Annotated in this window: 25 protein-coding genes; 13 read left to right on the forward strand and 12 right to left on the reverse strand. The window is 64.9% G+C overall.

The genetic code is table 11. The annotated features are described in order from the left end of the window. Nucleotides 1–9: 9 nt before the first annotated feature. The 4 genes from rsmA to lptD all read right to left on the reverse strand — a co-directional run bounded on the left by rsmA (nucleotide 10) and on the right by lptD (nucleotide 5,601). A complete protein-coding gene (gene rsmA, locus J3A66_RS01600; RefSeq protein WP_209566666.1) occupies nucleotides 10–861 on the reverse strand; it encodes a 16S rRNA (adenine(1518)-N(6)/adenine(1519)-N(6))-dimethyltransferase RsmA in 852 nt (283 codons plus the stop codon). After that, complete coding sequence (pdxA, locus tag J3A66_RS01605) at nucleotides 858–1,868, reverse strand: 4-hydroxythreonine-4-phosphate dehydrogenase PdxA (protein ID WP_209566667.1); 1,011 nt, start codon at nucleotides 1,866–1,868, stop codon at nucleotides 858–860. The genes rsmA and pdxA overlap by 4 nt, the downstream gene beginning before the upstream one ends. Nucleotides 1,869–1,875: 7 nt before the next feature. Continuing rightward, complete coding sequence (locus J3A66_RS01610) at nucleotides 1,876–3,285, reverse strand: peptidylprolyl isomerase (protein WP_081874043.1); 1,410 nt, start codon at nucleotides 3,283–3,285, stop codon at nucleotides 1,876–1,878. A gap of 72 nt (nucleotides 3,286–3,357) precedes the next feature. Continuing rightward, nucleotides 3,358–5,601 (reverse strand): LPS assembly protein LptD, encoded by a 2,244-nt coding sequence (gene lptD / locus J3A66_RS01615; protein ID WP_209570338.1) that lies wholly within the window; start codon nucleotides 5,599–5,601, stop codon nucleotides 3,358–3,360. 221 nt (nucleotides 5,602–5,822) lie between these two features. Between lptD and J3A66_RS01620 the strand changes: the two genes are divergently transcribed. The 4 genes from J3A66_RS01620 to J3A66_RS01635 all read left to right on the forward strand — a co-directional run bounded on the left by J3A66_RS01620 (nucleotide 5,823) and on the right by J3A66_RS01635 (nucleotide 8,852). After that, nucleotides 5,823–7,301, forward strand: a complete 1,479-nt coding sequence (locus J3A66_RS01620) for a leucyl aminopeptidase (protein ID WP_209566668.1) — start codon at nucleotides 5,823–5,825, stop codon at nucleotides 7,299–7,301. 83 nt (nucleotides 7,302–7,384) lie between these two features. Then, complete coding sequence (locus tag J3A66_RS01625; protein WP_159510593.1) at nucleotides 7,385–7,822, forward strand: DNA polymerase III subunit chi; 438 nt, start codon at nucleotides 7,385–7,387, stop codon at nucleotides 7,820–7,822. A gap of 89 nt (nucleotides 7,823–7,911) precedes the next feature. Then, a complete protein-coding gene (gene ndk, locus J3A66_RS01630; RefSeq protein WP_031393391.1) occupies nucleotides 7,912–8,334 on the forward strand; it encodes a nucleoside-diphosphate kinase in 423 nt (140 codons plus the stop codon). A 26-nt stretch (nucleotides 8,335–8,360) separates the two neighbouring features. Continuing rightward, nucleotides 8,361–8,852 (forward strand): GNAT family N-acetyltransferase, encoded by a 492-nt coding sequence (locus J3A66_RS01635; RefSeq protein ID WP_311724578.1) that lies wholly within the window; start codon nucleotides 8,361–8,363, stop codon nucleotides 8,850–8,852. Nucleotides 8,853–8,876: 24 nt separating this feature from the next. Here the strand turns inward: J3A66_RS01635 and J3A66_RS01640 are convergent, their stop codons facing one another. From J3A66_RS01640 to purM, 3 genes are read right to left on the reverse strand one after another with little or no spacing between them, the layout of a single operon-like run. Beyond that, nucleotides 8,877–9,479, reverse strand: a complete 603-nt coding sequence (locus J3A66_RS01640; protein WP_209566669.1) for a hypothetical protein — start codon at nucleotides 9,477–9,479, stop codon at nucleotides 8,877–8,879. A gap of 25 nt (nucleotides 9,480–9,504) precedes the next feature. Beyond that, nucleotides 9,505–10,077 carry a phosphoribosylglycinamide formyltransferase gene (gene purN, locus J3A66_RS01645; protein ID WP_056408321.1) on the reverse strand — a complete coding sequence of 191 codons (573 nt, stop codon included), beginning with the start codon at nucleotides 10,075–10,077 and terminating at the stop codon, nucleotides 9,505–9,507. Next, nucleotides 10,070–11,173 carry a phosphoribosylformylglycinamidine cyclo-ligase gene (purM, locus tag J3A66_RS01650; protein WP_192138913.1) on the reverse strand — a complete coding sequence of 368 codons (1,104 nt, stop codon included), beginning with the start codon at nucleotides 11,171–11,173 and terminating at the stop codon, nucleotides 10,070–10,072. Before purM ends, purN begins: the two co-directional genes overlap by 8 nt. A gap of 64 nt (nucleotides 11,174–11,237) precedes the next feature. Here purM and J3A66_RS01655 point away from each other — a divergent pair, with 64 nt between their 5' ends. From J3A66_RS01655 to J3A66_RS01670, 4 genes are read left to right on the forward strand one after another with little or no spacing between them, the layout of a single operon-like run. Beyond that, nucleotides 11,238–12,482 carry a heavy-metal-associated domain-containing protein gene (locus tag J3A66_RS01655; RefSeq protein WP_192138914.1) on the forward strand — a complete coding sequence of 415 codons (1,245 nt, stop codon included), beginning with the start codon at nucleotides 11,238–11,240 and terminating at the stop codon, nucleotides 12,480–12,482. Between the two features lie 11 nt (nucleotides 12,483–12,493). After that, nucleotides 12,494–13,138: a DnaA/Hda family protein gene (locus tag J3A66_RS01660; RefSeq protein ID WP_183936674.1), complete on the forward strand. Its 645-nt coding sequence runs from the start codon at nucleotides 12,494–12,496 to the stop codon at nucleotides 13,136–13,138. A 15-nt stretch (nucleotides 13,139–13,153) separates the two neighbouring features. Further along, nucleotides 13,154–15,319 (forward strand): RNA degradosome polyphosphate kinase, encoded by a 2,166-nt coding sequence (locus J3A66_RS01665; protein ID WP_031439008.1) that lies wholly within the window; start codon nucleotides 13,154–13,156, stop codon nucleotides 15,317–15,319. Next, on the forward strand, nucleotides 15,316–16,827 hold the full coding sequence (locus J3A66_RS01670; RefSeq protein WP_209566670.1) for a Ppx/GppA family phosphatase: 1,512 nt from the start codon (nucleotides 15,316–15,318) through the stop codon (nucleotides 16,825–16,827). The genes J3A66_RS01665 and J3A66_RS01670 overlap by 4 nt, the downstream gene beginning before the upstream one ends. A 24-nt stretch (nucleotides 16,828–16,851) precedes the next feature. Here J3A66_RS01670 and J3A66_RS01675 read toward each other — a convergent pair whose 3' ends face one another. Both J3A66_RS01675 and rnd read right to left on the reverse strand, forming a co-directional pair. Beyond that, nucleotides 16,852–17,157 (reverse strand): I78 family peptidase inhibitor, encoded by a 306-nt coding sequence (locus tag J3A66_RS01675; protein ID WP_107933721.1) that lies wholly within the window; start codon nucleotides 17,155–17,157, stop codon nucleotides 16,852–16,854. Continuing rightward, nucleotides 17,154–18,329 carry a ribonuclease D gene (gene rnd, locus J3A66_RS01680; protein WP_209566671.1) on the reverse strand — a complete coding sequence of 392 codons (1,176 nt, stop codon included), beginning with the start codon at nucleotides 18,327–18,329 and terminating at the stop codon, nucleotides 17,154–17,156. Before rnd ends, J3A66_RS01675 begins: the two co-directional genes overlap by 4 nt. Nucleotides 18,330–18,516: 187 nt before the next feature. Between rnd and aspS the strand changes: the two genes are divergently transcribed. From aspS to J3A66_RS01705, 5 genes are all read left to right on the forward strand, one after another. Further along, a complete protein-coding gene (aspS, locus tag J3A66_RS01685; RefSeq protein ID WP_192071069.1) occupies nucleotides 18,517–20,340 on the forward strand; it encodes an aspartate--tRNA ligase in 1,824 nt (607 codons plus the stop codon). Between the two features lie 74 nt (nucleotides 20,341–20,414). Further along, nucleotides 20,415–21,188: a polyphosphate kinase gene (locus J3A66_RS01690; RefSeq protein ID WP_209566672.1), complete on the forward strand. Its 774-nt coding sequence runs from the start codon at nucleotides 20,415–20,417 to the stop codon at nucleotides 21,186–21,188. A 181-nt stretch (nucleotides 21,189–21,369) separates the two neighbouring features. After that, nucleotides 21,370–22,074: a PAS domain-containing protein gene (locus J3A66_RS01695; RefSeq protein ID WP_183936474.1), complete on the forward strand. Its 705-nt coding sequence runs from the start codon at nucleotides 21,370–21,372 to the stop codon at nucleotides 22,072–22,074. A gap of 153 nt (nucleotides 22,075–22,227) precedes the next feature. Further along, a complete protein-coding gene (gene lipA / locus J3A66_RS01700) occupies nucleotides 22,228–23,151 on the forward strand; it encodes a lipoyl synthase (protein ID WP_166747414.1) in 924 nt (307 codons plus the stop codon). Then, nucleotides 23,151–23,627 carry a type II toxin-antitoxin system RatA family toxin gene (locus J3A66_RS01705; RefSeq protein WP_209566673.1) on the forward strand — a complete coding sequence of 159 codons (477 nt, stop codon included), beginning with the start codon at nucleotides 23,151–23,153 and terminating at the stop codon, nucleotides 23,625–23,627. The genes lipA and J3A66_RS01705 overlap by 1 nt, the downstream gene beginning before the upstream one ends. Here J3A66_RS01705 and J3A66_RS01710 read toward each other — a convergent pair. The 3 genes from J3A66_RS01710 to J3A66_RS01720 are packed head-to-tail and all read right to left on the reverse strand — an operon-like array spanning nucleotide 23,570 to nucleotide 25,799. Continuing rightward, the gene (locus J3A66_RS01710; RefSeq protein WP_209566674.1) at nucleotides 23,570–24,088 is read right to left on the reverse strand and encodes a CinA family protein; all 519 of its coding nucleotides are present in this window, start codon (nucleotides 24,086–24,088) and stop codon (nucleotides 23,570–23,572) included. The two genes, J3A66_RS01705 and J3A66_RS01710, sit on opposite strands and share 58 nt — an antisense overlap. Beyond that, the gene (locus tag J3A66_RS01715; protein ID WP_209566675.1) at nucleotides 24,088–24,615 is read right to left on the reverse strand and encodes a hypothetical protein; all 528 of its coding nucleotides are present in this window, start codon (nucleotides 24,613–24,615) and stop codon (nucleotides 24,088–24,090) included. The genes J3A66_RS01710 and J3A66_RS01715 overlap by 1 nt, the downstream gene beginning before the upstream one ends. Beyond that, a complete protein-coding gene (locus J3A66_RS01720; protein ID WP_209566676.1) occupies nucleotides 24,612–25,799 on the reverse strand; it encodes a bifunctional 2-C-methyl-D-erythritol 4-phosphate cytidylyltransferase/2-C-methyl-D-erythritol 2,4-cyclodiphosphate synthase in 1,188 nt (395 codons plus the stop codon). The genes J3A66_RS01715 and J3A66_RS01720 overlap by 4 nt, the downstream gene beginning before the upstream one ends. Nucleotides 25,800–25,863 lie beyond the last annotated feature (64 nt).

Raw genomic sequence — 25,863 nt, forward strand, 5'->3', positions numbered from 1 at the left:
GGAAAGACCTCAGCCGCTGACGGTGAGCGGCCGTGTCTTCGCAGCGCGCGCCAGTGCCACGAAATCCAGCACCGACAAGGTCTCTGCGCGTCGCGTCCCATCGATCCCGATCCGCTCCAGCGCATCGAGAGCACCAGGCACCGACTTCAGGCTCTGGCGGAGCATCTTGCGACGCTGGCCAAAGGCGGCGCCGGTCAGCCGTTCGAGCAGGGCGAATTCGACACCCTCGGGCGCGGCCTGTGGCGTGATGTGGACGACCGCGGACATGACCTTGGGTGGCGGCGTGAAGGCCGATCGGTGGACCGGCATCGCGATCCGCGACGCGCTTCGCCATTGTGCCAGCACCGCCAGACGTCCGTAATGGTCGCTATTGGTGGTCGCGACAATCCGTTCAGCGACCTCCTTCTGGAACATCAGCGTCAGCGATTGCCACCATGGCACCCAATCCGCCGACAGCCAGCCGACCAGCAAGGCGGTACCGACATTATAGGGCAGGTTGGAGACGATGTGTGGCTTTGTCTTGAACAACGCCGGTGCGTCGATCGCCAGCGCATCGCCCTCGATGACCGTCAACTGCCCCGGGAACGCGTCGCCCAGTTCGGCCAGCGCCGGGATACAGCGGTGATCCCGCTCGATCGCCGTCACGCGCGCACCCGCCGCAAGCAAAGCGCGGGTCAGTCCACCGGGACCTGGGCCGACCTCGAGGACTTCAGCGTCGTGCAGGTCACCCGGCACAGCGGCGATGCGCGCCAGCAATTGCCCGTCGAACAGGAAATTCTGCCCCAGCGCCTTGCTGGCATTGAGGCCATGCCGCGCGATCACCTCGCGCAGCGGGGGGAGGGCCGTTGCCGGGGCGATCATCGACTTTCGGCGCTTTGCGCGGCACGCCGATCGGATGCTTGGCCGGCCATCGCGATCGCCGCGATCATGGCACCCGGTTCGGCGAGGTTTTTACCGGCGATCGGGAATGCCGTGCCGTGGTCAGGCGACGTACGCACGATAGGCAGCCCGAGCGTGATGTTGACGCCTTCGTCAAAATGGATGGTCTTGAGCGGCACGAGCGCCTGGTCATGATAGCAGCAAAGTACCGCGTCATAGGTTGCGCGCGCGCGCGGATGGAACAAGGTATCTGCCGCAAAAGGCCCGGTCGCATCGATGCCCTCCGCGCGCAGCAGCTCGATCGCCGGGGCGATGATATCAATCTCCTCCCGGCCGAGCGCGCCCTGTTCGCCCGCGTGCGGATTGAACCCGGCAAAGGCGAGCCTTGGGACCCCTATGCCAAAGTTCCGCGTCAACCCGCGCGCCGTTGCCCGCCCCTTTGCGACGATCAGATCGATCGACAGAAGGGATGCGACGTCGCTGAGCGGTACATGCGTCGTGATCGGCACGACACGGAGCGACGGGCCGGCAAGCATCATCACGGCATTCTCGCCCGCGACGCCGAACCGTTCAGCGACGAACTCGGTCTGCCCGGGATGGGTGAAACCAATCGCATAAAGCTTTGCCTTCGATACCGGCCCCGTGACCAGTGCGCGTGCTGCTCCGGTCTTGACCAGTCCCACCGCAAGCTCGAGCGCGTGCAAGGCGCAACGGGCGCCCTCAGCATCCGGATTCCCGGGCGCGATCTCGCCCGCGTCCTCGACGCTCAGGACCGGCAACGCACCGCCGAATACCGAGGCCGCTTCGGCAGGATCCGAGAGCCGGACCACGGGCCCGGACCAGACCCGCTCGATCGCCCGGATGTCGCCGATCGCAACGAAAGGAGGCAGGTCGTGCGCAACACGCGCAGCCCAAGCCTTGGCGATGATTTCAGGTCCGATCCCCGCAGGATCGCCCATCGAGACGGCGAGGGGGCGCGACTGCGGCATGCCAGGATCAGCGATATTCGACGACGGCGTCACGACGCAGATCGCGCAGCTTCTGCTGGGCGCGCAGATTGACGCGCTGCTGCTCGAGCTGTCCCTGGATCTGTTCCGAACTTGGCAGATTGCCTGACTGCGGATCGTCGCGTCCGCACAGGACGAGGGCACGTACGCCCTGTTCGGCTGACCCGAATGGCGGGCTCGATTCGCCGACCTGCAACTTGAGCATCACCTCCTGAAGCTGCGGCGGGAGATCGCGGATCCGGACCGTGTCATTGTCGACAACGTCGGCGCCGATGCCGGCGGCTACCTTTTCGACGGTGCCACACCCGCGCAGATCCTTTGTAGCCCTCGCAAACGCCTCGGCACGGGCTGCGGCCTGCGCCTGCGAGGTGTTGGGCGGGAAGCGCAACGTCAGCTGCTTCAGGCTGAGCCGCGCGTCGCGCGGGTCAGCGGTCAGCACCTGGCGCTTGTCGGTCAGGTACAGGATGGAATAGCCGCCCGACACCTCGATCGGACCGGCCACCTGGCCGACCTGCATCGACTGCGTCGCCTGGGCGAGCTCCGGCGGCAGCGTCGATGCGCGAACCCAGCCAAGGTCGCCGCCGACCGCGCGGGTCGACGCCTCGGAGAATTGCCGCGCATAGGACTCGAACGGCTGCGTGCCCTTCTGGATTTCCTGGATCAGCTGGCGGGCATTGGCATAGACCTGTTGCCCGTTCGTCGCATTCCCGGCGAGGTAGATTTCCTTCAGGTTGAACTCGTCCGTACCCTTGGCCGCCTCGAGGCGGTCGATGATGCCTTTGACCTCCTCGTCGCCGACGTTGACGAAGGGCTCGACACGGCGCCGCAGATAGCGCTGCCAGGCCAACTCGCCTTCGATCTGACGCTTGAGCGAGCGATCCGACGAGCCGGTCTGCCGCAGATAGGCCGCCATGGTGGCAGGGGTCCGGTTGAACCGCTTCGACACCGCGTCATAGCTCTGCGTCAGTTCGGCGGGCGTGATCGTGATGTCGGCGGTCTTTGCCTCCTGGATCTGCAGCGTCTCGTCGATCAGCTGCCGTAGGACCTGGAGCTTCAACCGATCGCGGTCTTCGGGGGAGAGCTTGGCGCCCTCATTGGCCATCGCGATCAAGGCGACGCGCTGATCGACGTCGGTGCCGGTGATCACGGAATCGTTGACGATCGCCGTCGGCTTGCGGACGTTCGGATCGACCTTGCCGAAGATCTGAAGGTTCGTCGGCAGGTTAAGCCCGGTATTGTCGGGCACGCTCTGATCGGACACGGTCTGGCCGGATCCTCCAGCGGGCGCGGGCGCAGGCGTTGGCGCGGTCTGGGCAATGGCGCTTGCGGTCAGTGCGGCAAGGACCACAGCGCCGATTACGCGGCCACCACGCGCCGTCAGTCGAACATCATGCTTCAAGGTGTCGGTATCCCATCATCGCGTATCATCGCACGTGCCGCGCGGCCTACCCTGGCTTAGCTGAATGCGGGCTTAGCGGCCAAGATTGGTGAAGGCCAGCGTCAGCAGGAAACTGTTCCCCTTCCGCGCATCACCGGTATCGTTGTACGTCCGCCGCCACGTCGCGCCAAGCCGCAGGCAATCGTCTTCATACTGCACGCCGACACGGTGGCGGATCGGGCTGAAACCGTCGCTGACCGACAGCGGATCTTCCGACTTGTTCGTCAAATCGACGACCCCCGATCCGAAGGCCGACCAGAACCGGGCAAACTGGACACGGCCGGCGACCCGGATCTCCTCGCGGTCGCGCAAATCCTCGATCGCGGCGTCGATGTTGCGGTTCAGCTTGAGATAGCCGACGAGCACATAGGTCGCGCGCGATCCGATCGTGGCGTCGATCTCGTTGCGGCGGATCGCCAGGCTGTCTTTGTCGAGCCGGTAGCGGTGCACCACCGAAACAAAGTCGCGGAACCGTAACTCACTGCGACCGACAATATCGGAGAACCGGTCGCTGAGCCCCGTACCGTCGGGCAGGATCGTCGGCCGCGTACCCAGGCGATAGCTTTGTCCGATATTCGTCGTGAAGGCGATCCCCGGAAGGTCGAGTGCCCACTCGCCGCCATAGGTGGCGCGCGAGGAATCCTCGAACCGGTCATACCCAGCAAAGCGGTTCAGTGCGAACAGATTGGTATCGTCGAGGTCGACGGCGCGCGAATCCTCGTTGGGGATGCGCGTGTTGGCAATGCTCGGTGCGGCGACCAGTTGGACACGCGGCGTGAACCGCTGCGTGCCGCCGAGGAACGTGCCGATGAACGGCCATTTCACGTCGACGGCCGCTGCGCCAATCGCCCGCTTGTGAAATCCTTCGAGTCCGCGATAACTGACGATCGAGGTCGCGTCTGTGTTGTTCGTGTTATAGGCGTCGGCGCGGGCGAAAGCCGTGAAGGTGACTTCCTGACCCCAGTTCGTCAGCCGTCGAAGATCCCATTGCGCGCTGGCGAACGCGCGCTGCGTGTCCTGTCCGTCGGTGCGTGTCAGCGCCAGCGTGTTAAGCTGGAGCTGGACGCGGCCCCCGACCAGTCCATCGTCGAAGCGCTTGCGATAGTCGATCTCGGGAAGCGCGATCGGCTGCTGACCCTGGCTGTCATTGACGCGCAGCGTCTGGACGTACCAGCCGGTCAGCGCGAAATAGCTGCTGTCGTCGATCCGCTCGAGGCTCGCCGTGCTGCGTAACCGGTCGTCGCGCGAGATGTCGTAGCGCCGCAGGAATGTCCGGTCGGTCGTCAGGCGGAGCGAGCCGCTGACACTCCAGTTGGGCGTCAGCTGATAGCGTGTCATGCCGTCAAGATAGCCGCGGAACGCCATGCTGGTGTCCGCCGAATTTGCCGTGGTCAGATCGTCGCTTCGGCGGCTTTCGGTCGCATAGGCGCGCAGGCTGAATGCGCCCCTGGTGCTGAGCGCGGAATAGTCAGCCTGAAGCATCGGCAGGACGCTGGTGTAGAGGTGCGGCGTGACGACCAGGCCCTGGTTGGGCGCGAGCTTCACATAATAGGGAATGCTGACTTCGAAACCGTTGACCCGGCTATAGCCGCCATTGGGCGATAGCAGCCCGCTGTCGCTGCCCCCGCCGACGGGATTCGAGAATTTGGGTAGCGGCAGGCTGGGAAGTCCGAACAGGTGCAGGCGCGCGCCGGCGTAATAGATCCGCTTGCGATCGGGTCGATAGGTGACGCTGACGGCGGTGATCTTCCAGGTCGGCTCCTTGGGACACCCGGCCGAGTTGACGACGGCGCAGGGCGTATATGCGGCACTGCGCAAGTCGACCGTGCCGTCAGCCTCGCGCGTCCCCTGCTTGGCGGCCAGCCTGCCGCCCTGTTCGAGCACGACGAGCATGTTGTCGACGACGCCGTCTTTCAGCGAGTCGGTCAGCTCGATCGAGTCGCCATAGGCAATGTCGCCCTGGGGGTTGGTGACCGCGATATTGCCCGTCGCAAGAACCTTTCCCGTCTTGCGGTTCCACACCACTTTGTCGGCGCGCAGCCGATCGCCCTGGCGGAACATGCGGACTTCACCCGTTGCCGTGACGATGTCGGCGTCAGTGTCATATTCAAGACCGCTGGCGCTGAACTGCACCTGATCCGGATCCGTCGGGGTCGATGAGGTCGGCGGTTCCGGAAGGGGCGGCGCTGCCGGACGCGCCTGGAGATCCTGCGCGCGCGCGGACGCTGGAAGCAGTCCCGATGCGAGCAAGGCGAGCGACAGGGCGCAACCCGCCATAAGGTCGATACGCAACACGATCCGAACCAACCCCTTTTGGAACTGCGGCCGGTCGCCGCCATACCGCGCCGCCTATCGCATCGTCCGCGCGTTGCTGCAATCGCCGTGCGTCGGATCACCGCTATCCACAGGCTTGATCGGCCGCGACCTTGCTTTGCCGCCTCCGCAGCATCAGCTTAGGGGCATCTAGCCCAGTTTATTCAATGTTTTTCGAGGTCCCCATGCAGATCGATTTCACCCCCGTCGCCAAGCCCGATGCGGCCATTCTCGCCGTGCCCGTTGCCAAGGACGGACTGTCCAAGACGCGATGGACCGCGATCGGGGATAGCGTCGAGGCGGTAGCGACGCAGGCCGCGGCCGCTGCCCGCTTCACCGGCGAAGCGGGGGCGATCATCGAGGTCTTCGTTCCGGTCGCGGACACGGTACGCCACCTCCTGTTCGTTGGCGTCGGTGCAGGCAGCGATGCGGATTGGGGGAAAGCGGGCGGTGCGGTCACCGCGCGCCTGCTGACGTCAGGCGCCATTGCTGTAACGATCGACCTGGGTGCCGCCTCGACGCCCCCGAGTGCTGCGGCTGCCGCCCGGTTCGCCGCAGCGGGCCTGCAGCGCGCATGGCGTTACGACACGTATCGCACCAAGCTTGCCGAGACGTCGAAGCCCAGCTTGACGACATTCACGATCGCCGGTGCCCCCGAAGGCACCGACGCGGCATGGGCTGAGCAGGCCGCGGTGAGTGGTGGCATGGATCTGACGCGGTGGCTCGTCACGTCGCCGCCGAACATTCTCTATCCCGAGAGCTTTGTCGAGAAGGTGACGAAGGACGTCGAAGGGCTGGGGCTCGAAATCACCGTCCTCGACGAAGCGCAGATGGCGGAACTTGGCATGGGTTCGCTGCTGAGCGTCAGCCAGGGCTCGCGCCGCGAGGCCCGCCTGCTGGCGCTGAAGTGGAACGGAGCCGCTTCCGACGTCCCGACGCTTGCCCTTGTCGGCAAGGGCGTGACGTTCGATTCGGGTGGTATCTCCATCAAGCCGGGCGCGGGCATGGAAGACATGAAGTGGGACATGGGCGGAGCAGGGGCCGTTGCCGGCGCGATGAAGGCGCTCGCTGCGCGCAATGCCAAGGCCAATGTGGTCGGCGTGATGGGGCTCGTCGAGAACATGCCTGATGGCGCGGCGTTGCGGCCTAGCGACGTCATCACGTCGATGTCGGGCCAGACGATCGAAGTCCTGAACACCGACGCCGAAGGACGGCTCGTGCTCTGCGACTGCGTGACCTGGGTCCAGAAGACGCATCAGCCTGCGACGATCGTCGATCTCGCGACGCTGACGGGTGCGATGATTGTCGCGCTTGGCACCGAGAATGGCGGCATCTTCGCCAATGACGACGCGCTGGCGGACCAGTTGCTTGCGGCTGGTACGGCCAGCGGTGACACGCTGTGGCGTTTCCCGCTGTCGCCGGCCTATGACAAGCTGATCGACTCGCCGATCGCGGACATGAAGAATGTCGGCCCGCGCGGCGCAGGGTCGATCACTGCGGCGCAGTTCATCAAGCGCTTCGTCGACGAAGGCGTGAAATGGGCGCACCTCGACATCGCGGGCATGGTCTGGTCGGACAAGCCGGGAACCCACCACGACAAAGGCGCGACTGGCTATGGCGTGCGCCTGCTCGACCGGTTTGTGGCCGACAATTTCGAAGGCTGAATGACCTATATACCGTCATCCTGGCAGAGGTCAGGATGACGGGGCGGCCTGGGGCGGCAGTCTGGGTTTGGGGGAGCAACACAATGCAGGTCGATTTCTACCACCTGACCAGCCCGCTCGACCGCGTCCTTCCGCGAATCGCCGAGCGCGTTGTGCAGACCGGCGGCCGACTGCTTATCGTCGCCGAACCCGAGGCGCAGCGTGTCGCAATCGATCGGCTCCTCTGGTCCTATGCGCCGGAGAGCTTTCTGCCGCATGCACATATCGGCGCAGGTGACGACGCGGCACAGCCCGTCCTGATTGCCAGCGACGTGACGACGGCCAACGCGGCGCGCAACGTCGCGATCGTCGACGGTCGCTGGCGGGACGCGGCGCTCGATTTCGAGCGGGTGTTCCACGTGTTTGACGAAGAGGCGATTCGCGAGGCGCGGCTGGCATGGAAGGCGCTGGGCGATCGTGACGGTGTCGAGCGCCGGTACTGGAAACAGAACGATGCCGGCCGCTGGGAGCAGGCTGGCTGAAATTGGACGGCATAGGCGTTGCCTTGGGGCCGATCCGCGCCTAAGCGCCGCGCATCCAATTCCCGCCAACACAGGAGCCCGTGACCATCATGGCCGCGAACCGTACCTTTTCGATCATCAAGCCCGATGCCACCCGCCGCAACCTGACCGGTGCGGTCACCAAGATGCTCGAGGAAGCCGGCCTGCGCGTCGTCGCGTCGAAGCGCATCCAGATGACCCGCGAGCAGGCCGAAGGCTTCTACGCGGTGCACAAGGAGCGCCCCTTCTTTGGTGAACTCGTCTCGTTCATGATCTCGGGCCCCGTCGTCGTCCAGGTTCTCGAAGGCGAGAACGCGATGCAGCGCAACCGCGACATCATGGGTGCGACCAACCCGGCGAACGCCGAGCCCGGCACGATCCGCAAGGAACTCGCCGAGTCGATCGAAGCCAATAGCGTTCACGGTTCGGATTCGGACGAGAATGCCGAGATCGAGATCGCCTATTTCTTCAAGCCCGAAGAAATCGTCGGCTGATGCTCTGGCGGCTACGACGCGCGACGGTGGGCGATGCGCCCGCCCTCTCGCTCGTCGGAGCCGCCTCGTTTCTCGACGCCTACGCAACAGCCTTTGCGGGGGTCGACATCGTCGATCACTGTACGCGGAACAACAGCGTCGCGGTCTTCGAGGCATGGCTCGACGATCCGGCAACGATCGTGACGCTCGCCGAATATGAGCCGGGCCATGCCCCGATCGGCTATTCCGTACTCACGAAGCCTGCATTTCCTATCGACACCGGCCCTCGCGATATCGAACTGCGCCGCATCTACCTCATGAAGCAGGCGCAGGGATCAGGTCTCGGCGCCGCGTTGATGGACCGGGCGCTCGCTGACGCGGCTGAACGCCATTATCTCCGTGTGCTGTTGGGTGTGTGGGGATTGAACGCCCGCGCCCGCGCATTTTACGAACGCCAGCAATTCTCTGTGATCGGCACCCGGCCCTTCAGGATTGGGACGACGCCGTACACCGATCCGGTCTACGCCCGTGAAATCTGACGGTCGCAGGGGCAGGGTGCCTCGCTAGCGTTGTTGGCGTGTCCATAACGCGTCTAGCCTAGACTGATCGCCGCCACGTTGCCTGAGCTTCAAGCCTTCCAGTTTCAACGACCGGCCAAACGGAAACACACCGGCTTTAGTGCGCCAGATCACGTCGTAGATCCCGCTTGCCGAGCCCGAGGCATCGCCGTCGGTATAGGTGACCGCAACGAGGACCGGCAGCCGCCCGGCCTGATCGTCCGCGCCGCCGTCGGTGGCTTTCAGCAAGGCCTTTTCGAACCAGTCGCGTTGGATCTGATCCGTCAGGGCATCCTTGCGTTCGACGCCCAGCGCTGAAGGGAACGCGATCGTCGCCGTCTGGATCTCATGTCTGTCGTCGCGCAGCAACATCAGCGAATCGCCGTTCTGCGCTGCGACGGCACGGATTTCGAAACGCCGGCTTTCGCGCTGTTCGCTGGCACGCGCGCTCGCCTTCTCGGCCTTGTCCGCGTTGCGCTCGGACCAGTTGCTCCACAGCGTGAGTGCCGCGATGAGCACACCGGCGACCGCGAGGACCTCTGCCAGCGTCACCCAGCGGCGGCGCGTTTCGGCGGCTTCACGCCGTTCGGTCGGTGTTTCGCGGCTCATCAGATGTCTGTTTTCGGCAGGACGTTCATCGTTTCACGAACTCGGCAAGCGTCTTGGGGTATAGCGCATGTTCCGCGGCCAGCACGCGATCTGCCAGCGCACCGGCGTCGTCGCCTGGCAAAATCGGGACTTCGGCCTGACCCAGCACGACGCCGCCATCGAGTTCCTCGGTAACCAGATGGACCGAGCATCCTCCCGTGGCATCGCCCGCCGCGATCGCTCTCGCATGCGTATCGAGCCCCTTATATTTGGGGAGCAACGAGGGATGGATATTGACGATCCGATCGCGCCATGCCGCGACGAATCCGTCGGAGAGCAGCCGCATATAGCCGGCCAGCGCGATGACCTCGACCGCGGCGTCCCGGAGCGCCCCATCGATCGCCGCCTCATAAGCCGGTTTGCCCAACCCGCGGGGAGACAGCGCAAATGTCGCTATCCCCTCGGCCTTTGCCCATGCGATGCCCGCCGCCTCCGGCTTGTCGGACGCGACGAGCACCACCTCATAAGGACAGTTCGCAGCGCGCGACGCCTCGACCAGCGCGATCATGTTCGATCCGCGCCCCGATACGAGCACACCGACGCGCGTTCTGTCAGCCATGAGTCGCGGTCCAGTCGGCGCGCGCGCTCCACGTGCCCGCCGAACCGCGCACGGTGCAGCCATGTGTCCCCGCCTCGATCCGCCCGATCGGGAATACCGTTTCGCCCGCGGCTTCCAGTGCAGCGGTGATCGTCGTCATCTCGTTAGCGTCGACGATCGCGACCATGCCGACGCCGCAATTGAAGGTCCGTGCCATCTCCTCCGGTTCGATAGCACCCTGCGCCTGAAGGAAGGCCATGAGCCGGGACTGCTCCCAGGCATCCGCATCGACGATCGCATGAACGCCTTGCGGCAGAACCCGTGGAATATTTTCGAGCAAGCCACCGCCCGTGATATGCGCGAGGCCCTTGATGCGGCGCTCACGCAGAAGCGGCAGCAGGCCGGCGACGTAGATCCGAGTCGGCGCCATCAGATGGTCGATCAGCAGCTTGTCCTGATCGAACAGCGCCGGCCGGTCGAGTTTCCAACCGCGGTCGCTGGCGAGCCGGCGGACGAGCGAGAAGCCGTTCGAATGCACGCCCGACGACGCCAGTCCGAGCATCACGTCGCCCGCCGCGATATCGCGGCCGGTCAGCATGTTGGTCCGCTCGACCGCGCCGACGCAGAAGCCGGCGAGATCATAGTCGCCGGCCGCGTACATGCCCGGCATTTCCGCGGTTTCGCCGCCGATCAGCGCACAGCCGGCCGTCTTGCAACCCTGGGCGATCGACGCGACGACGCGCTCCGCAACAGCCGCGTCGAGCTTGCCGCTTGCATAATAGTCGAGGAAAAACAGTGGCTCGGCGCCCTGGACGATCAGGTCGTTGACGCACATCGCAACGAGATCGATGCCGACGCCATCATGTCGGTTCCATTCGATCGCCAGCTTCAGCTTGGTGCCCACACCATCGTTCGCTGCGACCAGCAAAGGGTCGACGAAGCCCGCCGCCTTCAGGTCGAACAGGCCACCAAAGCCGCCGAGATCGGCATCGGCGCCGGGTCGTCGCGTCGAGCGGGCAAGCGGTGCAATCGCGCGCACCAGCGCGTTGCCGGCGGCGATCGAAACCCCCGCTTGAGCATAGGTATAGGGCGTGGCGGTGTCTGGCGTATCGGTCATGATCGGTGCTGCTAGCCACATCGCGCTTGGATTTCCACGTCTGCTTCGCCAAAAGGCCCGCGTGATGCGTATCCGTGCCCTTCCCATCGCGCTTGCCGGCGCCGCGCTCCTGCTTGGCGGCGGGGCCGTGCTCGCACAGATCGAGGGCGGCAGCCGCGGCGCAGCGCCCGTCGATAGCGGGAGTGCGTACGAGGTCAGCGGCGTCATCGTCGACGTCGCGGGCCCGTCCGCTGACGCTGCCCGCTATGGCGGCTGGCGACTGGCGCAGCGCAAGGCCTGGGTGCAGTTGTCGAGTCGGCTGGGCGGCGGCGGAGCGCTGGTGTCCGACGGCACACTCGATTCGCTAGTTTCGGGTATCGTCGTCGAGAACGAACAGATCGGGCCGCAGCGTTACGTCGCCAAGCTCGGCGTGCTGTTCGACCGTAATCGGGCGGGATCGCTCTTGGGGATTTCGACCTATTCGGATCGGTCGCAACCGATGCTCGTCATACCGGTCCAATGGTCGGGCGGTGTCGGGCAGGTCTTCGAGCAGCGGACGGAATGGCAGCAGGCCTGGGCACGCTATCGGACGGGCAATAGCAGCATCGACTATGTCCGCCCGTCGGGGTCGGGTCCCGACGCGCTATTGTTGAACGTCGGCCAGACGCAGCGGCCCGGCCGCGGATGGTGGCGGACGATTATCGATCAATATGGCGCCAGCGACGTTATCGTTCCGGTCGTCACGCTCTATCGCCAATGGCCGGGTGGTCCGGTCATCGGGGTGTTCGAAGCACGTCATGGCCCCGACAACGCGTTGATCGGCCGTTTCACGCTGCGTGTCGGCACCCCGGACGGGCTGCCGCAGCTCCTGGACACCGGCGTCAAGAGGATCGACGACCTGTACCAGCGGGCGCGGCGGAACGGCACGCTGCGGGTCGACTACAGCCTTTCGCCGCCACCTGCGCCCGATCCGATTGCGACCGAAACCATCCCGGTCGACGAAACGGCCGATGCCAATACGGCCGTCCTGACGGGGGGCACCGGCCTGTCGATCACCGTTCAGTTCGATACGCCCGCAGCGGCGGCGGTTGCCTCGACGGAAGCGGCGCTGCGGGCGATTCCCGGCGTCCGGTCGGCCGCGACCACCAGCCTCGCACTCGGCGGCGTGTCGCTGATGCGTGTCGCCTATGACGGCGATCCGGCAGCGCTCAAGGCGGCGCTCGAAGCGCGCGGCTATCAGGTGTTCGGTTCGGGCCAGACCATCCGGATCCGCCGGACCGCACAACTTCTTCCGCCGGACCTGCCCGCGGACAATGCGACGACAGGGTGAGCGCGGACCGAATGACTCAAATTGCGCTGCCGCTCGGTTGGCCGGCTGATCCCCGAGACGACGCCTTCCTTGTAACCCCTTCAAATGTCCGTGCGGCGCAGACGCTGGAGCATTGGGCGACCTGGCCGGTGATGACCGCCGTCCTGACCGGCCCGCGAAAATCTGGTCGCAGCCTGCTGGCTCGAATCTTCGCGGCCAAGAGCGGCGGGACGATCATCGACGACGCCGAACGCGTACCCGAGGCACAGCTTTTCCACGCCTGGAACCAGGCCCAGGAAGAGCAAAAACCGTTGCTCATTGTCGCCGACGCGGCGCCGCCGGAATGGAAGGTCAAGCTTCCCGACCTGCGATCGCGCCTCGCTGCGAGCCCGATCGCGGCGATCGGTGCACCCGACGACGAGCTTATGCGCCTGCTGCTTGCGCATCTGTTCGAGCGCCGCAACGTCGATGCACGGCCTGATCTCATTGACTGGCTCGCGTCGCGAATCGAGCGTAGTCATATTACCGTCACGCGAACCGTCGATGCGCTGGATCAGGAAACGATGGAACGCCGCAAGCGCTTGTCCATTAATCTTGCACGCACCACGCTGACCGAGGCTGGCCTGATCCTACGACCGCAACTTGCCCTTGATCTGCCGCTTTTCACGTCACCTTAAGCCCCCAGAGGACCGATGAACCGTCCAGCGCATATCGTCCGCCAAGCGGAAGACGACGACGATCCCATCGGCGCTCAGCCGAACGACCGATTTTTCAACCGTGAGCTTTCCTGGCTCGCGTTCAATCGACGCGTGATCGAGGAGGCGTGCAATCCGGCGCATCCGTTGCTGGAACGGCTTAGGTTTCTTTCGATTTCGGGATCCAATCTCGACGAGTTCTTCATGGTGCGTGTCGCCGGACTGAAGGGTCAGCAGACGCAGGACGTCGACCGTCGCTCGGCCGACGGCTTGACTGCCGGGCAGCAGCTGACCGCGATCATCCGCGAAGCGGACGCGCTGATGGAGAGCCAGCAGGCGGTCTGGGGTGATCTTCGTGTGCTGCTCGACGAAGCGGGGCTGTTTGTCCTGCGCCGCGATGCCGTAGAGGGCGAAGCCGATGACTGGCTCGAAACGCATTTTCGTGAGCAGATCTTTCCGATCCTGACCCCCCAGGCGCTCGACCCCGCCCATCCGTTCCCGTTCATTCCGAACCGCGGCCTGTCGGTGATCTTCGACCTCGTCCGCCGGTCGGACAACGAACCGGTCCGCGAACTGGTCATGTTGCCGCACACCATGACGCGCTTCGTGCGGTTGCCTGGCGAGCCCGCGCGCTACGTCGCGATCGAGACGCTGCTCAAGCGGTTCGCGCCCGTGCTGTTCCCGGGCTATGAGGTTCTTGCCGCCGCGAGCTTCCGGGTCCTGCGTGACAGCGACATGGAGATCGAGGAGGAGGCGGAGGACCTTGTCCGCTACTTCGCCAACGCGATCAAACGCCGCCGCCGGGGCCGGGTGATCCGGCTCGAACTGGAAACCGGCATACCGGACGTGCTGGCAGCCGTGCTCAAGGATGAACTGGGCGGGGCCGAGGCGATCATCACCGAAAGCGGTAACCTGCTGGGCATCGTCGATCTCGACGGCCTGGTCGAGGAGGATCGCCCTGATCTGAAATTCCCGCCCTTCACGCCGCGCTTTCCAGAGCGAATCCGTGAATTTGGCGGTGACTGCTTCGCAGCGATCAAGGCCAAGGACATCGTCGTCCACCACCCCTATGAAACGTTCGAGGTGGTGCTGGCCTTCCTGAAGCAGGCGGCGAATGATCCCGATGTCGTCGCCATCAAGCAGACCCTCTACCGCGCCGGCAAGCAACCCGCGGTCATCAATGCGCTGATCACCGCGGCCGAGGCGGGCAAATCAGTCACCGCGGTAGTCGAACTCAAGGCACGGTTCGATGAGGAGCAGAACATGGTCTGGGCCTCCGCGCTGGAACGCGCAGGGGTGCAGGTCGTCTACGGGTTCATCGACTGGAAGACCCATGCAAAGGTCTCCCTGGTCGTCCGCCGAGAGGGGCAGGCGTTCCGGACCTACTGCCATTTCGGTACCGGCAATTATCACCCCGTCACGGCCAAGATCTACACTGACCTCAGCTTCTTCACCGCCGACGCGGCGGTCGGGCGAGACGCCGCGCAGATGTTTAACTACATCACCGGCTATGTCGAACCGACGGACATGGCCCGTGTCAGCCTGAGCCCGCGGGACCTCCGGAAGAATCTGATGACCCTGATCGACGTCGAGATCGCCAATGCCCGCGCGGGGCGACCGGCAGGGGTCTGGGCGAAGATGAACTCGCTGGTCGACCCTGCGGTGATCGAGAAGCTGTACGAGGCAAGCGGGGCTGGGGTCGAAATCGACCTCATCATCCGCGGTATCTGCTGTCTCCGACCGGGTGTGCCCGGCCTGTCCGAAACGATCCGCGTCAAATCGGTGATCGGCCGGTTCCTCGAACACAGCCGTATTTGGGCTTTCGGAAACGGGAAGGCCTTGCCGAACGACGGTGCGAAGCTGTTCATCTCGTCCGCCGACTGGATGCCGCGTAATTTCGATCGGCGCGTCGAATATATGCTGCCGATCCTCAACCCGACGGTGCACGACCAGATCCTCGACCAGGTGATGGTCGCCAATCTCATCGACAACGAGCAAAGCTGGGAGCTAGGACCCGACGGCGATTATTCTCGCGTCGATCCCGGCGATCGTCCGTTCAACCTGCATCGGTATTTCATGACCAATCCGTCTCTTTCCGGCCGTGGTGCATCGCTTGCCACGAGCGCAACCGTACCGACGCTTTCGCTCCGTCGACAGCGATGAGCGTTACCAACCTCCTGTTCGGCACCGCGACGCCAAAGGTTGAGGTCGACGACCATCCGCGCACCGGGATCATCGACATCGGATCGAACTCGATCCGGCTCGTCGTCTATCAGGGGCCGCCCAGACTGCCGGCGATCCGGTTCAACGAGAAGGTGCTGGCGGGCCTCGGCCGCGGATTGGCGGCGACGGGCACGATCGAAAAGTCAGCACTCAAGACGGCTAAGGTGGCGCTTGCGCGGTTTGCCGCGGTTGCGCGTGAGATGGAGTGTTCGACGCTGCGGACGGTTGCCACGGCAGCAGTTCGCGATGCCCGGAACGGTGGTGACCTCATCGCCGCGGCAGAGGAGTTGGGGCTCAAGGTCGAGACGTTGTCGGGCGGACAGGAGGCGAGCGCTGCGGGCTATGGCGTGCTGTCTGCGATCCCTGAGGCGGATGGCATCGTCGGCGATCTCGGCGGCGGCAGCCTCGAGCTCGTACGCGTCCGCCGTGGCAAGATCGAGGACAGCGTCTCGTTTCCCCTCGGCGTGCTGCGTATCGGACCGATGCGGGCGAAACGCGGCAAGGTGCTCGAGCGCCATGTGGCGCGGCTCGTGCGCGATGCCGGCTGGGCCGCACGCGGGCAGGGCCTGCCGTTGTATCTTGTCGGCGGGTCATGGCGGGCACTGGCGCGGCTCGATATGGAGTTATCGGACTATCCGCTGCCGATCATCCATCAATATCCTATGACCGCGGCGACCGTCACGCGCCTCAGCCGCACCATCCCGCAATTGTCCAAGCCACGCCTGAAAGCCATTCCGGGCCTGTCGTCCGGGCGGATCGCGACGCTCGGCGATGCCGCCGCGTTGCTCGGCATTCTCATGCGCCAGCTCGGCAGCAAGACGACGATCGTCTCCGCCTATGGTCTGCGTGAAGGGCTGCTCTACGGCGACCTTAAGCCGGCGGCGCGGGCCCTCGACCCCCTGATCGAAGCCGCACGCGAGGAGGGGCGACTGCTCGGCCGCTTTCCCGAACATGGCGATCTGCTCGATCGCTGGATCGCGCCGTTGTTCGTTACCGAGCCCCCGGCAGTGGCGCGCTTGCGCCACACCGCCTGCCTCCTGGCGGATGTGGGTTGGCGCGCCAATCCGGAATTTCGCGCCGAGCGCGGGGTCGAAGTCGCGTTGCATGGCAATTGGGTCGCGATCGACGCACCGGGTCGCGGCATGCTAGCCCAGGCCTTGTATACCAGCCTAGGCGGCGACCTGGCCGCCGCGGATCCCGTGGAGCGCCTGGCGACACCCGCAGAGATCCAGAGCGCGACGGCATGGGGACTTGCGATGCGTCTCGGGCAGCGAATGAGCGGGGGGCTTGCCGGACCGCTCAAACGCTCACGCATCACCGACGACGGCGTATCGCTGACGCTTACGCTGCTGCCCGCAGATCGGGGACTCTACGGAGAAGCCGTTGAGCGGCGACACGCGGCGCTTGCCGCGGCCGTCGGCCGGAAGCCTGTGCTCGCGATCGGCTGACCGGAGACTAACGCGGGGTCAGGCTCAGGCGCAGGTGAAACGCTCGATCCTGCTCGCGCCGTCGACATAGACATTCAGGCGATCGGTCCGGAAGTCCATTGTCACCGCGTCGTTCGGCGCGATCCACCGCAGCGTACGCGCGCCCGATCGGGCCAGCATCACATCCGCACGTGCATCGCTCGCGCGCTTGCCGACCAGATCGCCCAGGGCTTCAATCTTGCACGTGGCACCGGGCGGGGTTGGCGTCGCGGCACCGGGCGTGCGGTCGCGCATCTCGACCGGCATGCACCCGGCGGAAGCAAGCACGACCGCAAGCAGCGCCCGCTTCATGCCGCGTCCTCCGTACGGGTCATTTTCAATTTTCCGTTGATCACCGCGAAGGCTAGCCGACCCTCGACCAGGTCCAGCGCGTCGCGGCCGAACTGGTCGAACCGCCACCCCTCCAGCATCGGCAAGCCCGTCCGCACGCCCGCGGCCAGCGCCTCGAGTTCGTCGGTCCTCGCAAGAAGTTTCGACGCTACATCAATATCTCGCGAGCGGATTTTGAGAAGGAGCTTGAGCAGATCCGCGACCAGCGAGCCCTCCTTGCCAAGACCCGGCTTGCGATCGTCGCGGGGCGGAAGCTCATCGTCGCCGAGCGGCTGTGCCTGCTCGATCGCGAGCATCAGTCGCGCCCCGATATCGTTGCCAGCCCAGGTGGCGGAAAGCCCCCGAACTCGGGCAAGGTCGGACTGTTTCCGCGGCGGATGCCCTGCCATGTCACCAAGCGTCTCGTCCTTTACGATCCGCCCGCGCGGCAGATCCTTCGCCTGCGCTTCGAGCTCACGCCACCGCGCCAGTGCCTTCAACCGGCCGAGTACGTCGGGCTTGCGCCCCGAGATCCGGACTCGCTTCCATGCCAGGTCGGGATCGTTCGCATAATTGGCGATATCGCCGAGCCGCTCCATCTCCTGGTCAAGCCACACGCCGCGCCCGGTCTTGCGTAGACGCTCGAGCATCTTGGGGAAGATCTTCGACAGATGCGTCACGTCGCCGATCGCATATTCGATCTGGCGCGCATCCAGCGGGCGCCGCGCCCAGTCGGTGAACCGCGCGCCCTTGTCGACCACGATGCCGAGCCAACTGTCGACCAAGTTTGAATAGCCGATTTGCTCGCCCTGGCCGAGCGCCATCGCCGCGACCTGCGTGTCGAACAGCGGGAAGGGCGTCTTGCCCGTGAGGTTGTAGACGATCTCGATATCCTGCCCGCCGGCATGGACGACCTTCAGCACGTCGTGATTCTCGACGAGCAGGTCGAGCAGCGGCTTCAGGTCGATCCCCGGCGCCATCGGGTCGATCGCGGCGGCTTCCTTGTCATCGGCGATCTGGATGAGGCAGAGCTCCGGATAATAGGTGCTTTCGCGCATGAATTCGGTGTCGACGCACACATAGTCGGCGTCGGCCATGCGCGCGCACAGATTGGCGAGCGTGGCACTGTCGGAGATAAGCGGGTGGATATGCATCGCTCGTCCATAGCGAGGCTCCCCCATGTTGACAAAGGGGCGCCTTGACAAAGGCCGGTAGGGAAGGGAAGCGCGGGCCATCCAATTCCCGTCATCCCAGCAAACGCTGGGATCTCCCGTCGCAGGGCGCACCCTTGCTGCACGAGATCCCAGCAAACGCAGGGACGACGTATGAGAGACGAGACACATGCACGCCTATCGCACCCATAACTGCGCCGCCCTCCGCCCCGAACAGGTCGGCGAGGAGGTCCGCGTCTCGGGCTGGGTCCACAAGAAGCGCGATCATGGCGACCTGGTCTTCATAGATCTGCGCGATCATTACGGCATCACGCAGATCGTCACCGACGTGTCCGGCCCCGTCTTCAAGGTCATCGAGGGCCTGAAGAGCGAGAGCGTCGTCACGATCACCGGCAAGGTGACCGCACGCGCGCCCGAAGCGGTGAACCCGAACCTGCCGACCGGCGGGATCGAGGTCCGCGCGACCGCCGCGACCGTCCAGTCGATGGCAGGCGAGCTGCCGATGCCGGTCGCCGGCGAAGCCGAATATCCCGAGGATATCCGCCTGCGCTATCGCTATCTCGACCTGCGGCGCGAGCGGCTGCACGCGAACATCATGCTCCGCTCGAAGGTGATCACCTCGCTGCGCAACCGCATGAACGATCAGGGCTTCACCGAATTCCAGACGCCGATCCTGACCGCGTCGTCGCCAGAGGGCGCGCGCGACTATCTGGTGCCGAGCCGCGTGCATCCGGGCAAGTTCTACGCGCTGCCGCAGGCACCGCAGATGTTCAAGCAGTTGCTGATGGTTGCGGGCTTCGACCGCTATTTCCAGATCGCCCCCTGCTTCCGCGACGAGGACGCACGCGCCGACCGTTCGCCGGGCGAGTTCTACCAGCTCGATTTCGAGATGAGCTTCGTTACGCAGGACGACGTGTTCAACGCGATCGAGCCCGTGCTGCACGGCGTGTTCGAGGAGTTCGCCGATTGGCAGGGCAAGGGACGCCAGGTCTCCGCCCTGCCGTTCAAGCGCATTCCCTACCGCGAATCGATGCTGAAATACGGCAGCGACAAGCCTGATCTGCGCAACCCGATCCTGATTCACGACGTCGGCCACCACTTCGTCGACTCGGGCTTCGGCCTGTTCGCGGGCATCGTCGCCGGCGGTGACGTGGTGCGCGCGATCCCCGCACCAAACACCGCCGAGAAGAGCCGCAAGTTCTTCACGGATATGAACGACTGGGCGCGCGCCGAGGGTCATGCCGGCCTCGGCTACATCACGCAGAAGAACGGTGAGCTGGGCGGTCCGATCGCCAAGAACCACGGCGAGGAAGCGACGCGCAAGCTGATAGCGGAGATGGGCCTCGGCCCGAACGACGGCATCTTCTTCGCCGCCGGCAAGGAACTCCCCGCCGCCAAGCTCGCCGGCGCTGCCCGCGCGCGGATCGGTGCGGATCTCGGCCTGATCGACGAGAACCGGTTCGAGTTTTGCTGGATCGTCGACTTCCCGATGTTCGAATATGACGAGGACGCCAAGAAAATCGACTTCAGCCACAACCCGTTCTCGATGCCGCAGGGCGAGATGGACGCGTTGGAGAACAAGGATCCGCTCGATATCCTGGCGTACCAGTACGACATCGTCTGCAACGGCGTCGAACTGTCGTCGGGTGCGATCCGGAACCATCGTCCGGAGATCATGTACAAGGCGTTCGAGATCGCCGGCTATACGCAGGCCGATGTCGACACGAACTTTGCGGGCATGATCAACGCGTTCAAGGTCGGCGCACCGCCGCATGGCGGCTCGGCACCCGGCATCGACCGGATGGTCATGTTGCTCGCGGGCGAGCCGAACATCCGCGAGGTCGTGCTGTTCCCGATGAACCAGAAGGCCGAGGACCTGATGATGGGCGCACCGAGCCCGGTCAGCCCGCGCCAGCTGAAGGAACTCAACATCAAGCTCACCGTCGATGGGCCGAAGGACCCGGCCAAGACGGCGACGCCCGCCGCTGGCTGACGCTGGGGCGGCTCTGCCGTCATGGTCATTTCCGTCCCGCCCCTGGTGGCCGCTTGATCTTCTGGAGTTTGCTTATGCCCATCGATCTTGCCCATTATGAAGCCGGCGACGCCTATGACGGCAAATACAAGCGCGACTTGGCAAAGCTCCAGAAGAGGCTTGAGCACATTCAGGTCGCGCATATCGTCAACAAGCGCCCCGCTGTGGTGATGTTCGAAGGGTGGGATGCGGCGGGGAAGGGCGGTATCATCCAGCGGTTGTCGGCCGAGTGGGATCCCCGTACCTACCGCGTCTGGCCGATCGCCGCCCCAAGCGCCGACGAGAAGGCACATCATTTTCTCTGGCGCTTTTGGAAACGGTTGCCGGCGGACGGGAACATCGCCGTCTTCGATCGGAGCTGGTACGGCAGGGTACTGGTCGAGCGGGTCGAGGAATTCGCCACGCGCCGCGAATGGGAGCGCGGCTATGACGCGATCAATGCCTTCGAAGCGGGATTGATCGAGAACGACACGACGCTGATCAAGATCTTCGTCCATATCACCCAAGCGGAACAGGACCGGCGGCTAGAGGCGCGGCTGCGCGACCCTTGGAAGCATTGGAAGACCGGTCTCGACGACTATCACAACCGGTCGCGACGCGAGGACTATCTCGCCGCGATGCATGAGATGTTCGCACGCACGGACACCGCGGCCGCGCCGTGGATCGTTATCGACGGGAACGACAAGAAGGCGGCACGGATCGCTGCGCTGACCGTCGTCGCGGATCGCCTGGAGGGCGGAGTTGCGATAGTGCCCCCGCCGCTTGATCCCGCCGTCCTCAAGGTCGCGAAAAAGGCCCTCAAGCTCTAATCGTCGCAAAGCGCAACCCCGCTTTTGGTCGCGGTCCTCTGAAGTTATATCCATTTTGGTCGAAATTCTAACGCCTTCCGAACAACTTATGTTAGCGTGAACAGCTTCCGATGATGGTTAGGCTTGCCCTAAGATAATGGGCGTGTCCGAGTAGCGGACGGCCATTCAGTGGGCGTAGGTCATGACGGAACGCGGTCGAATAGGTGTCGACACCTCAGGGGCGATTGTCGAGGTGGACGCGACGTTCTGCCACACGCTAAATGCGACAGCCGCCATTTTGCTTGGCAGCAACATGCTCGATTTCACCGCGCCTGCCGACCGCGAGCGTTGCCGGCGACTGATGCGTCGTGTGGTGCATACCGGATCCCCGATCAGTACGACCAAAAGGCTGGTCAGGACCGACTCGTCGCATCTCTGGGTCCAGGGCCATTTATCGATCGCGCCGCCAGGGACCGAGGTGTGCGTGACGATGATCTTCGAGGAAACCATGCCTGGGTCCGGCGAGGTCAAACCCGAAGCCTTGTTGAAGACGGCACAGCTGACGCTGGACGCCCGGCGCGCGCGCGGGGCAATATTCTGCCCGTCGTTATTTGCCGACAGCGCCTGGGACATCCTGCTTGCGGCCTATGTCAGCGAGGCCGAGGGCGTTCTCCTGACGCCGACCGACCTCGAACCGATGCTCGGGGTCGGACACGCCACACTGACCCGCTGGATTCGCGCGCTCGAGGTCCAGGGGCTGATCGAGTTCGAGGCTGCCGGCGACGGGCGAGCGGGGGGCGCGGCGTTCCAGCTTACGTGCGATGCGCATCAACGGTTCGAACGGTATCTGTCCGAGCGATATGCCGTCGCGGTATCGGCTGCAACGGATCTGGAACGGTTCCGCTGACCTGGTCGGTGCGGTACGATGTAGCAGGCACGCCCGGGCTGCCATCTGCCCCATCGCGGGGGCGTTGTTACCGGCTTGGCAGGATACTGGCGATATCGGGCGAAGAACCGCATGTGTGTTGTTTCGCATAGCCGGGATCGCTATCTGCCTGCCATGAACGAGATGACCCCGCTCGCCGCGCCGCGCGCTCGAAAGCCCGACTGGATTCGCGTCAAGGCCCCGACATCCGCCGGCTTCGCCAAGACCCGCGAACTGATGCGCTCGAAAAGCCTGACGACGGTCTGTGAAGAGGCCGCATGCCCGAATATCGGCGAATGCTGGTCCAAGAAGCATGCAACGGTCATGATCCTCGGCGATACCTGCACCCGTGCCTGCGCCTTCTGCAACGTGAAGACCGGTATGCCCCGTGCGGTCGACCGGATGGAGCCGCAGAATGTTGCCGATGCCGCCGCGCAGATGGGGCTGAACCACATCGTCATCACCTCGGTTGATCGCGACGACCTTCCCGACGGCGGCGCTTCGCAATTCGTGAAGGTCATCCACGCGATCCGCGCGTCGAACCCTACTACGACGATCGAGATTCTGACGCCCGACTTCCGCAACAAGGCGCAGGCCGCGATCGAGTCGATCGTCGAGGCGCGCCCCGACGTCTACAACCACAACCTCGAAACAGTCCCGCGGCTGTACCCGACGATCCGGCCCGGCGCGCGTTATTATGCCTCGTTGCGCTTGCTCGAGAGCGTGAAACGCCACGACCCGTCGATTTTCACCAAGTCGGGCGTCATGCTCGGCCTGGGCGAAGAGCGCCTCGAGATTCACCAGGTGATGGACGACATGCGCTGCGCGGACATCGATTTCCTGACGATGGGCCAGTATCTTCAGCCCACGCCACGCCATGCCAAGGTGGCCGAGTTCGTCACGCCCAAGGCGTTCGATGCCTATGCGTCGATCGCCCGGGCCAAGGGGTTCATGCTTGTCGCGTCGTCGCCACTGACGCGGTCGAGCTACCATGCGGGGGACGATTTCGCGCAGCTTCGGGCGGCGCGTGATGCCAAGCTTGGGGTCGCACGGATCTGATGCCCAAGCATTCCGAAACACGCCATCTTCCCTATACACCCGAACAGATGTTCGATCTGGTCGCCGATGTCGGCCGCTACGCCGAGTTTCTGCCGTGGGTCAGCGCGATGCGTGTTCGCTCGAACAGTGAGACGGAGACGCTCGCGGACATGATCGTCGGGTTTAAGGGTCTGCGCGAGACGTTCACGTCACGCGTGCAGAAGACCCGTCCGACTGAGATCCTCGTCGACTATGTCGATGGTCCGCTCAAATATCTTCGCAACGAATGGCGTTTTCGTCCTGAGGAGCAGGGATGCGCGGTCGACTTTACCGTCGACTTTGCCTTCAAGAACCGGATGTTCGAACTGATCGCGGGTCAGGTCTTCGGTGCCGCACTGCGCAAGATGATCGGCGCGTTCGAGACACGCGCCGCCGAGCTTTACGGTGCGGCATCCTCGACCGGCAGCAAGAGTTCGAGCGCGCACAGCGCAGCCTGAAGGCGGATACCGCCGCGGCCGAGATCGCCGAAATCCTTGCGATCTGCGTCAACATCGCTGCGATCGCCGCCCTTCTCGGCACGGGCGAAGACCACCGTCCCGACCGGCTTCTTCGCCGATCCACCGCCGGGCCCGGCGATGCCGGTGATGGCGACGGCAACATCCGCGCCCGATTGCTCGAGTGCGCCCTGCGCCATGCTCCACGCGACGGCGATCGACACCGCACCGAAGGTCTCAAGCACGTCCGAGCTGATCTTGAGCAGTTTCAGCTTGGCCTCGTTCGAATAGGTCACGAAGCCGATTTCGAACACGTCGGAACTGCCCGGAATTTCTGTCAGCGCCGCAGCTACGAGGCCCCCGGTGCAGCTTTCGGCAACCGCGACGCGTCGTCCGAGGGCGCGATTTGCCTCGATGACCTTGCGTGCCGCGTCGATCAGCTCGGGAGGGAGAAGGGTATCCATCAGCGGCTCTCCGTTGCCGTGCAGAGCGGAAGGTCGGGCGTCGATCGATCTCCGCGGCGTGCCTTGTCAGCCTTCAAATAGCGCAGCGTCTCGACGACGATTCCGGCTGTGTTCCGCGGCGGCAGCGGCTGGAGCAGCGTCACGAGTCGATCGATCGTACCACAGTCCCGCGCCGCGATCCGTCCGACGATCTGCGGGACGAGCAGGCTCGTAAGCAGCGGCCGGGCATAGTCCGACTGGAGAAGCGCATCGACCGCGGGGTCGCTGAGCTTGACGATCGCGGCCCGGGCGGACGGCCAGGCGCGGTCCGCTTCGATCTGATAGCGCGAGATGAGCGTACTGGACTGGTTGCGCACAAGGCTGGTCGCGGGCAGCCTTGCCGCGCAGACCCGGCCCGTTTCACGGATGATGTCGGGCAGCGCGACGAGCGTCATCGCCTCCGCTTCGGGGCCGGAGATGCAGGGGGACTGTGCCGATACCGGCGTTGCGACGACCGCGGCGAGCGTCAGTGCGGCAGCAAACCTCATGCGCCGACACGGCCGCGATTCGAGGGGAGGCTGATCGTCGCGACCGCCTGCGCGGCAATGCCCTCGCCCCGTCCCGTGAAGCCAAGTCGCTCGGTCGTCGTCGCCTTGACGCTGACCCGGTCCGTCGTGAGGTCGAGCAGATCGGCGATCCGGGTCGTCATCGCCGACCGGTGCGGCCCGATCTTGGGCATCTCGCACAAGATGGTCAGGTCGACGAAATCGATCCGACCGCCCTTGGCGGCGATCAGCTGCGCGGCATGCTGTAAGAACTGCGCGGAGTCGGCACCTTTCCACTGCGGATCGCTCGGAGGGAAATGCGTGCCGATATCACCCGCGGCGATCGTGCCGAGCAGCGCGTCGGTTAGCGCATGCAGCGCGACATCGGCATCGCTATGGCCGGAAAGCCCCTTGTCGTGCGGGATCCGGATGCCGCCGAGCCATAATTCCTCGCCCGTTTCCAGCCGATGGACGTCGAAGCCCATCGCGGTTCGGCTTTCATAGGGCGCGCGCGCTTCAGCGGCGGCAAAATCGTCGGGGTGAGTCACTTTGTCGAGCATCGGATCGCCCTGCACCAACGCGACGCTGCCGCCAACCCGTCGCACCATCTGGGCATCGTCGCTGGCATCTTCCTCGGCCGGCCAGGCAGCGTGCGCGGCGCGCAGCTTAGCGATCCGGAAGCCCTGCGGCGTCTGGACCCGGTATACGGCCTCGCGCGGAACGACTTCGCCGAGCATGCGACCGGTCAGCGTCGTCGCGCCGCGCGCCAGCGTATCCGCTACCGGCAGCACAGGCACCGCGGCGTCGCTGTTCGTCAGCGCTGCCACGACCGCGCTGATGACCCCGGCAGGAAGGAACGGCCGGGCGGCATCGTGAACGAGAACATGATCCAAGTCGGACAGGGCAGCGATTCCCCTCAGTACCGAATCCCGGCGGGTACTGCCCCCGACGATGACCGTCGCGTCCGTAACGCCTCCTGCTGCCAGTACCGCCTTTGCATGGTCCAGCTGACCTTCGGCAACGACGACCGTCACGGCGTCGATCGCCGGGTGCGCGGACATTGCGGTAACCGCGTGCATGAGCATCGGCCTTCCCGCGACGGTCGCGAATTGCTTGGGGAGGGTGCCGCCAGCGCGGGTGCCGGACCCGGCTGCGACGATCAGGGCGACGGTGCGGCGCTTTGTCATGGGCGCCGATTAGCGTCTTGAGCGCGGCATCGCCAGTGCGGGCAGTCGTTCCCCATGACGTCGC

It is taken from the genome of Sphingomonas sp. PvP018, assembly GCF_017876865.1.
GTDB lineage: Bacteria > Pseudomonadota > Alphaproteobacteria > Sphingomonadales > Sphingomonadaceae > Sphingomonas > Sphingomonas aerolata.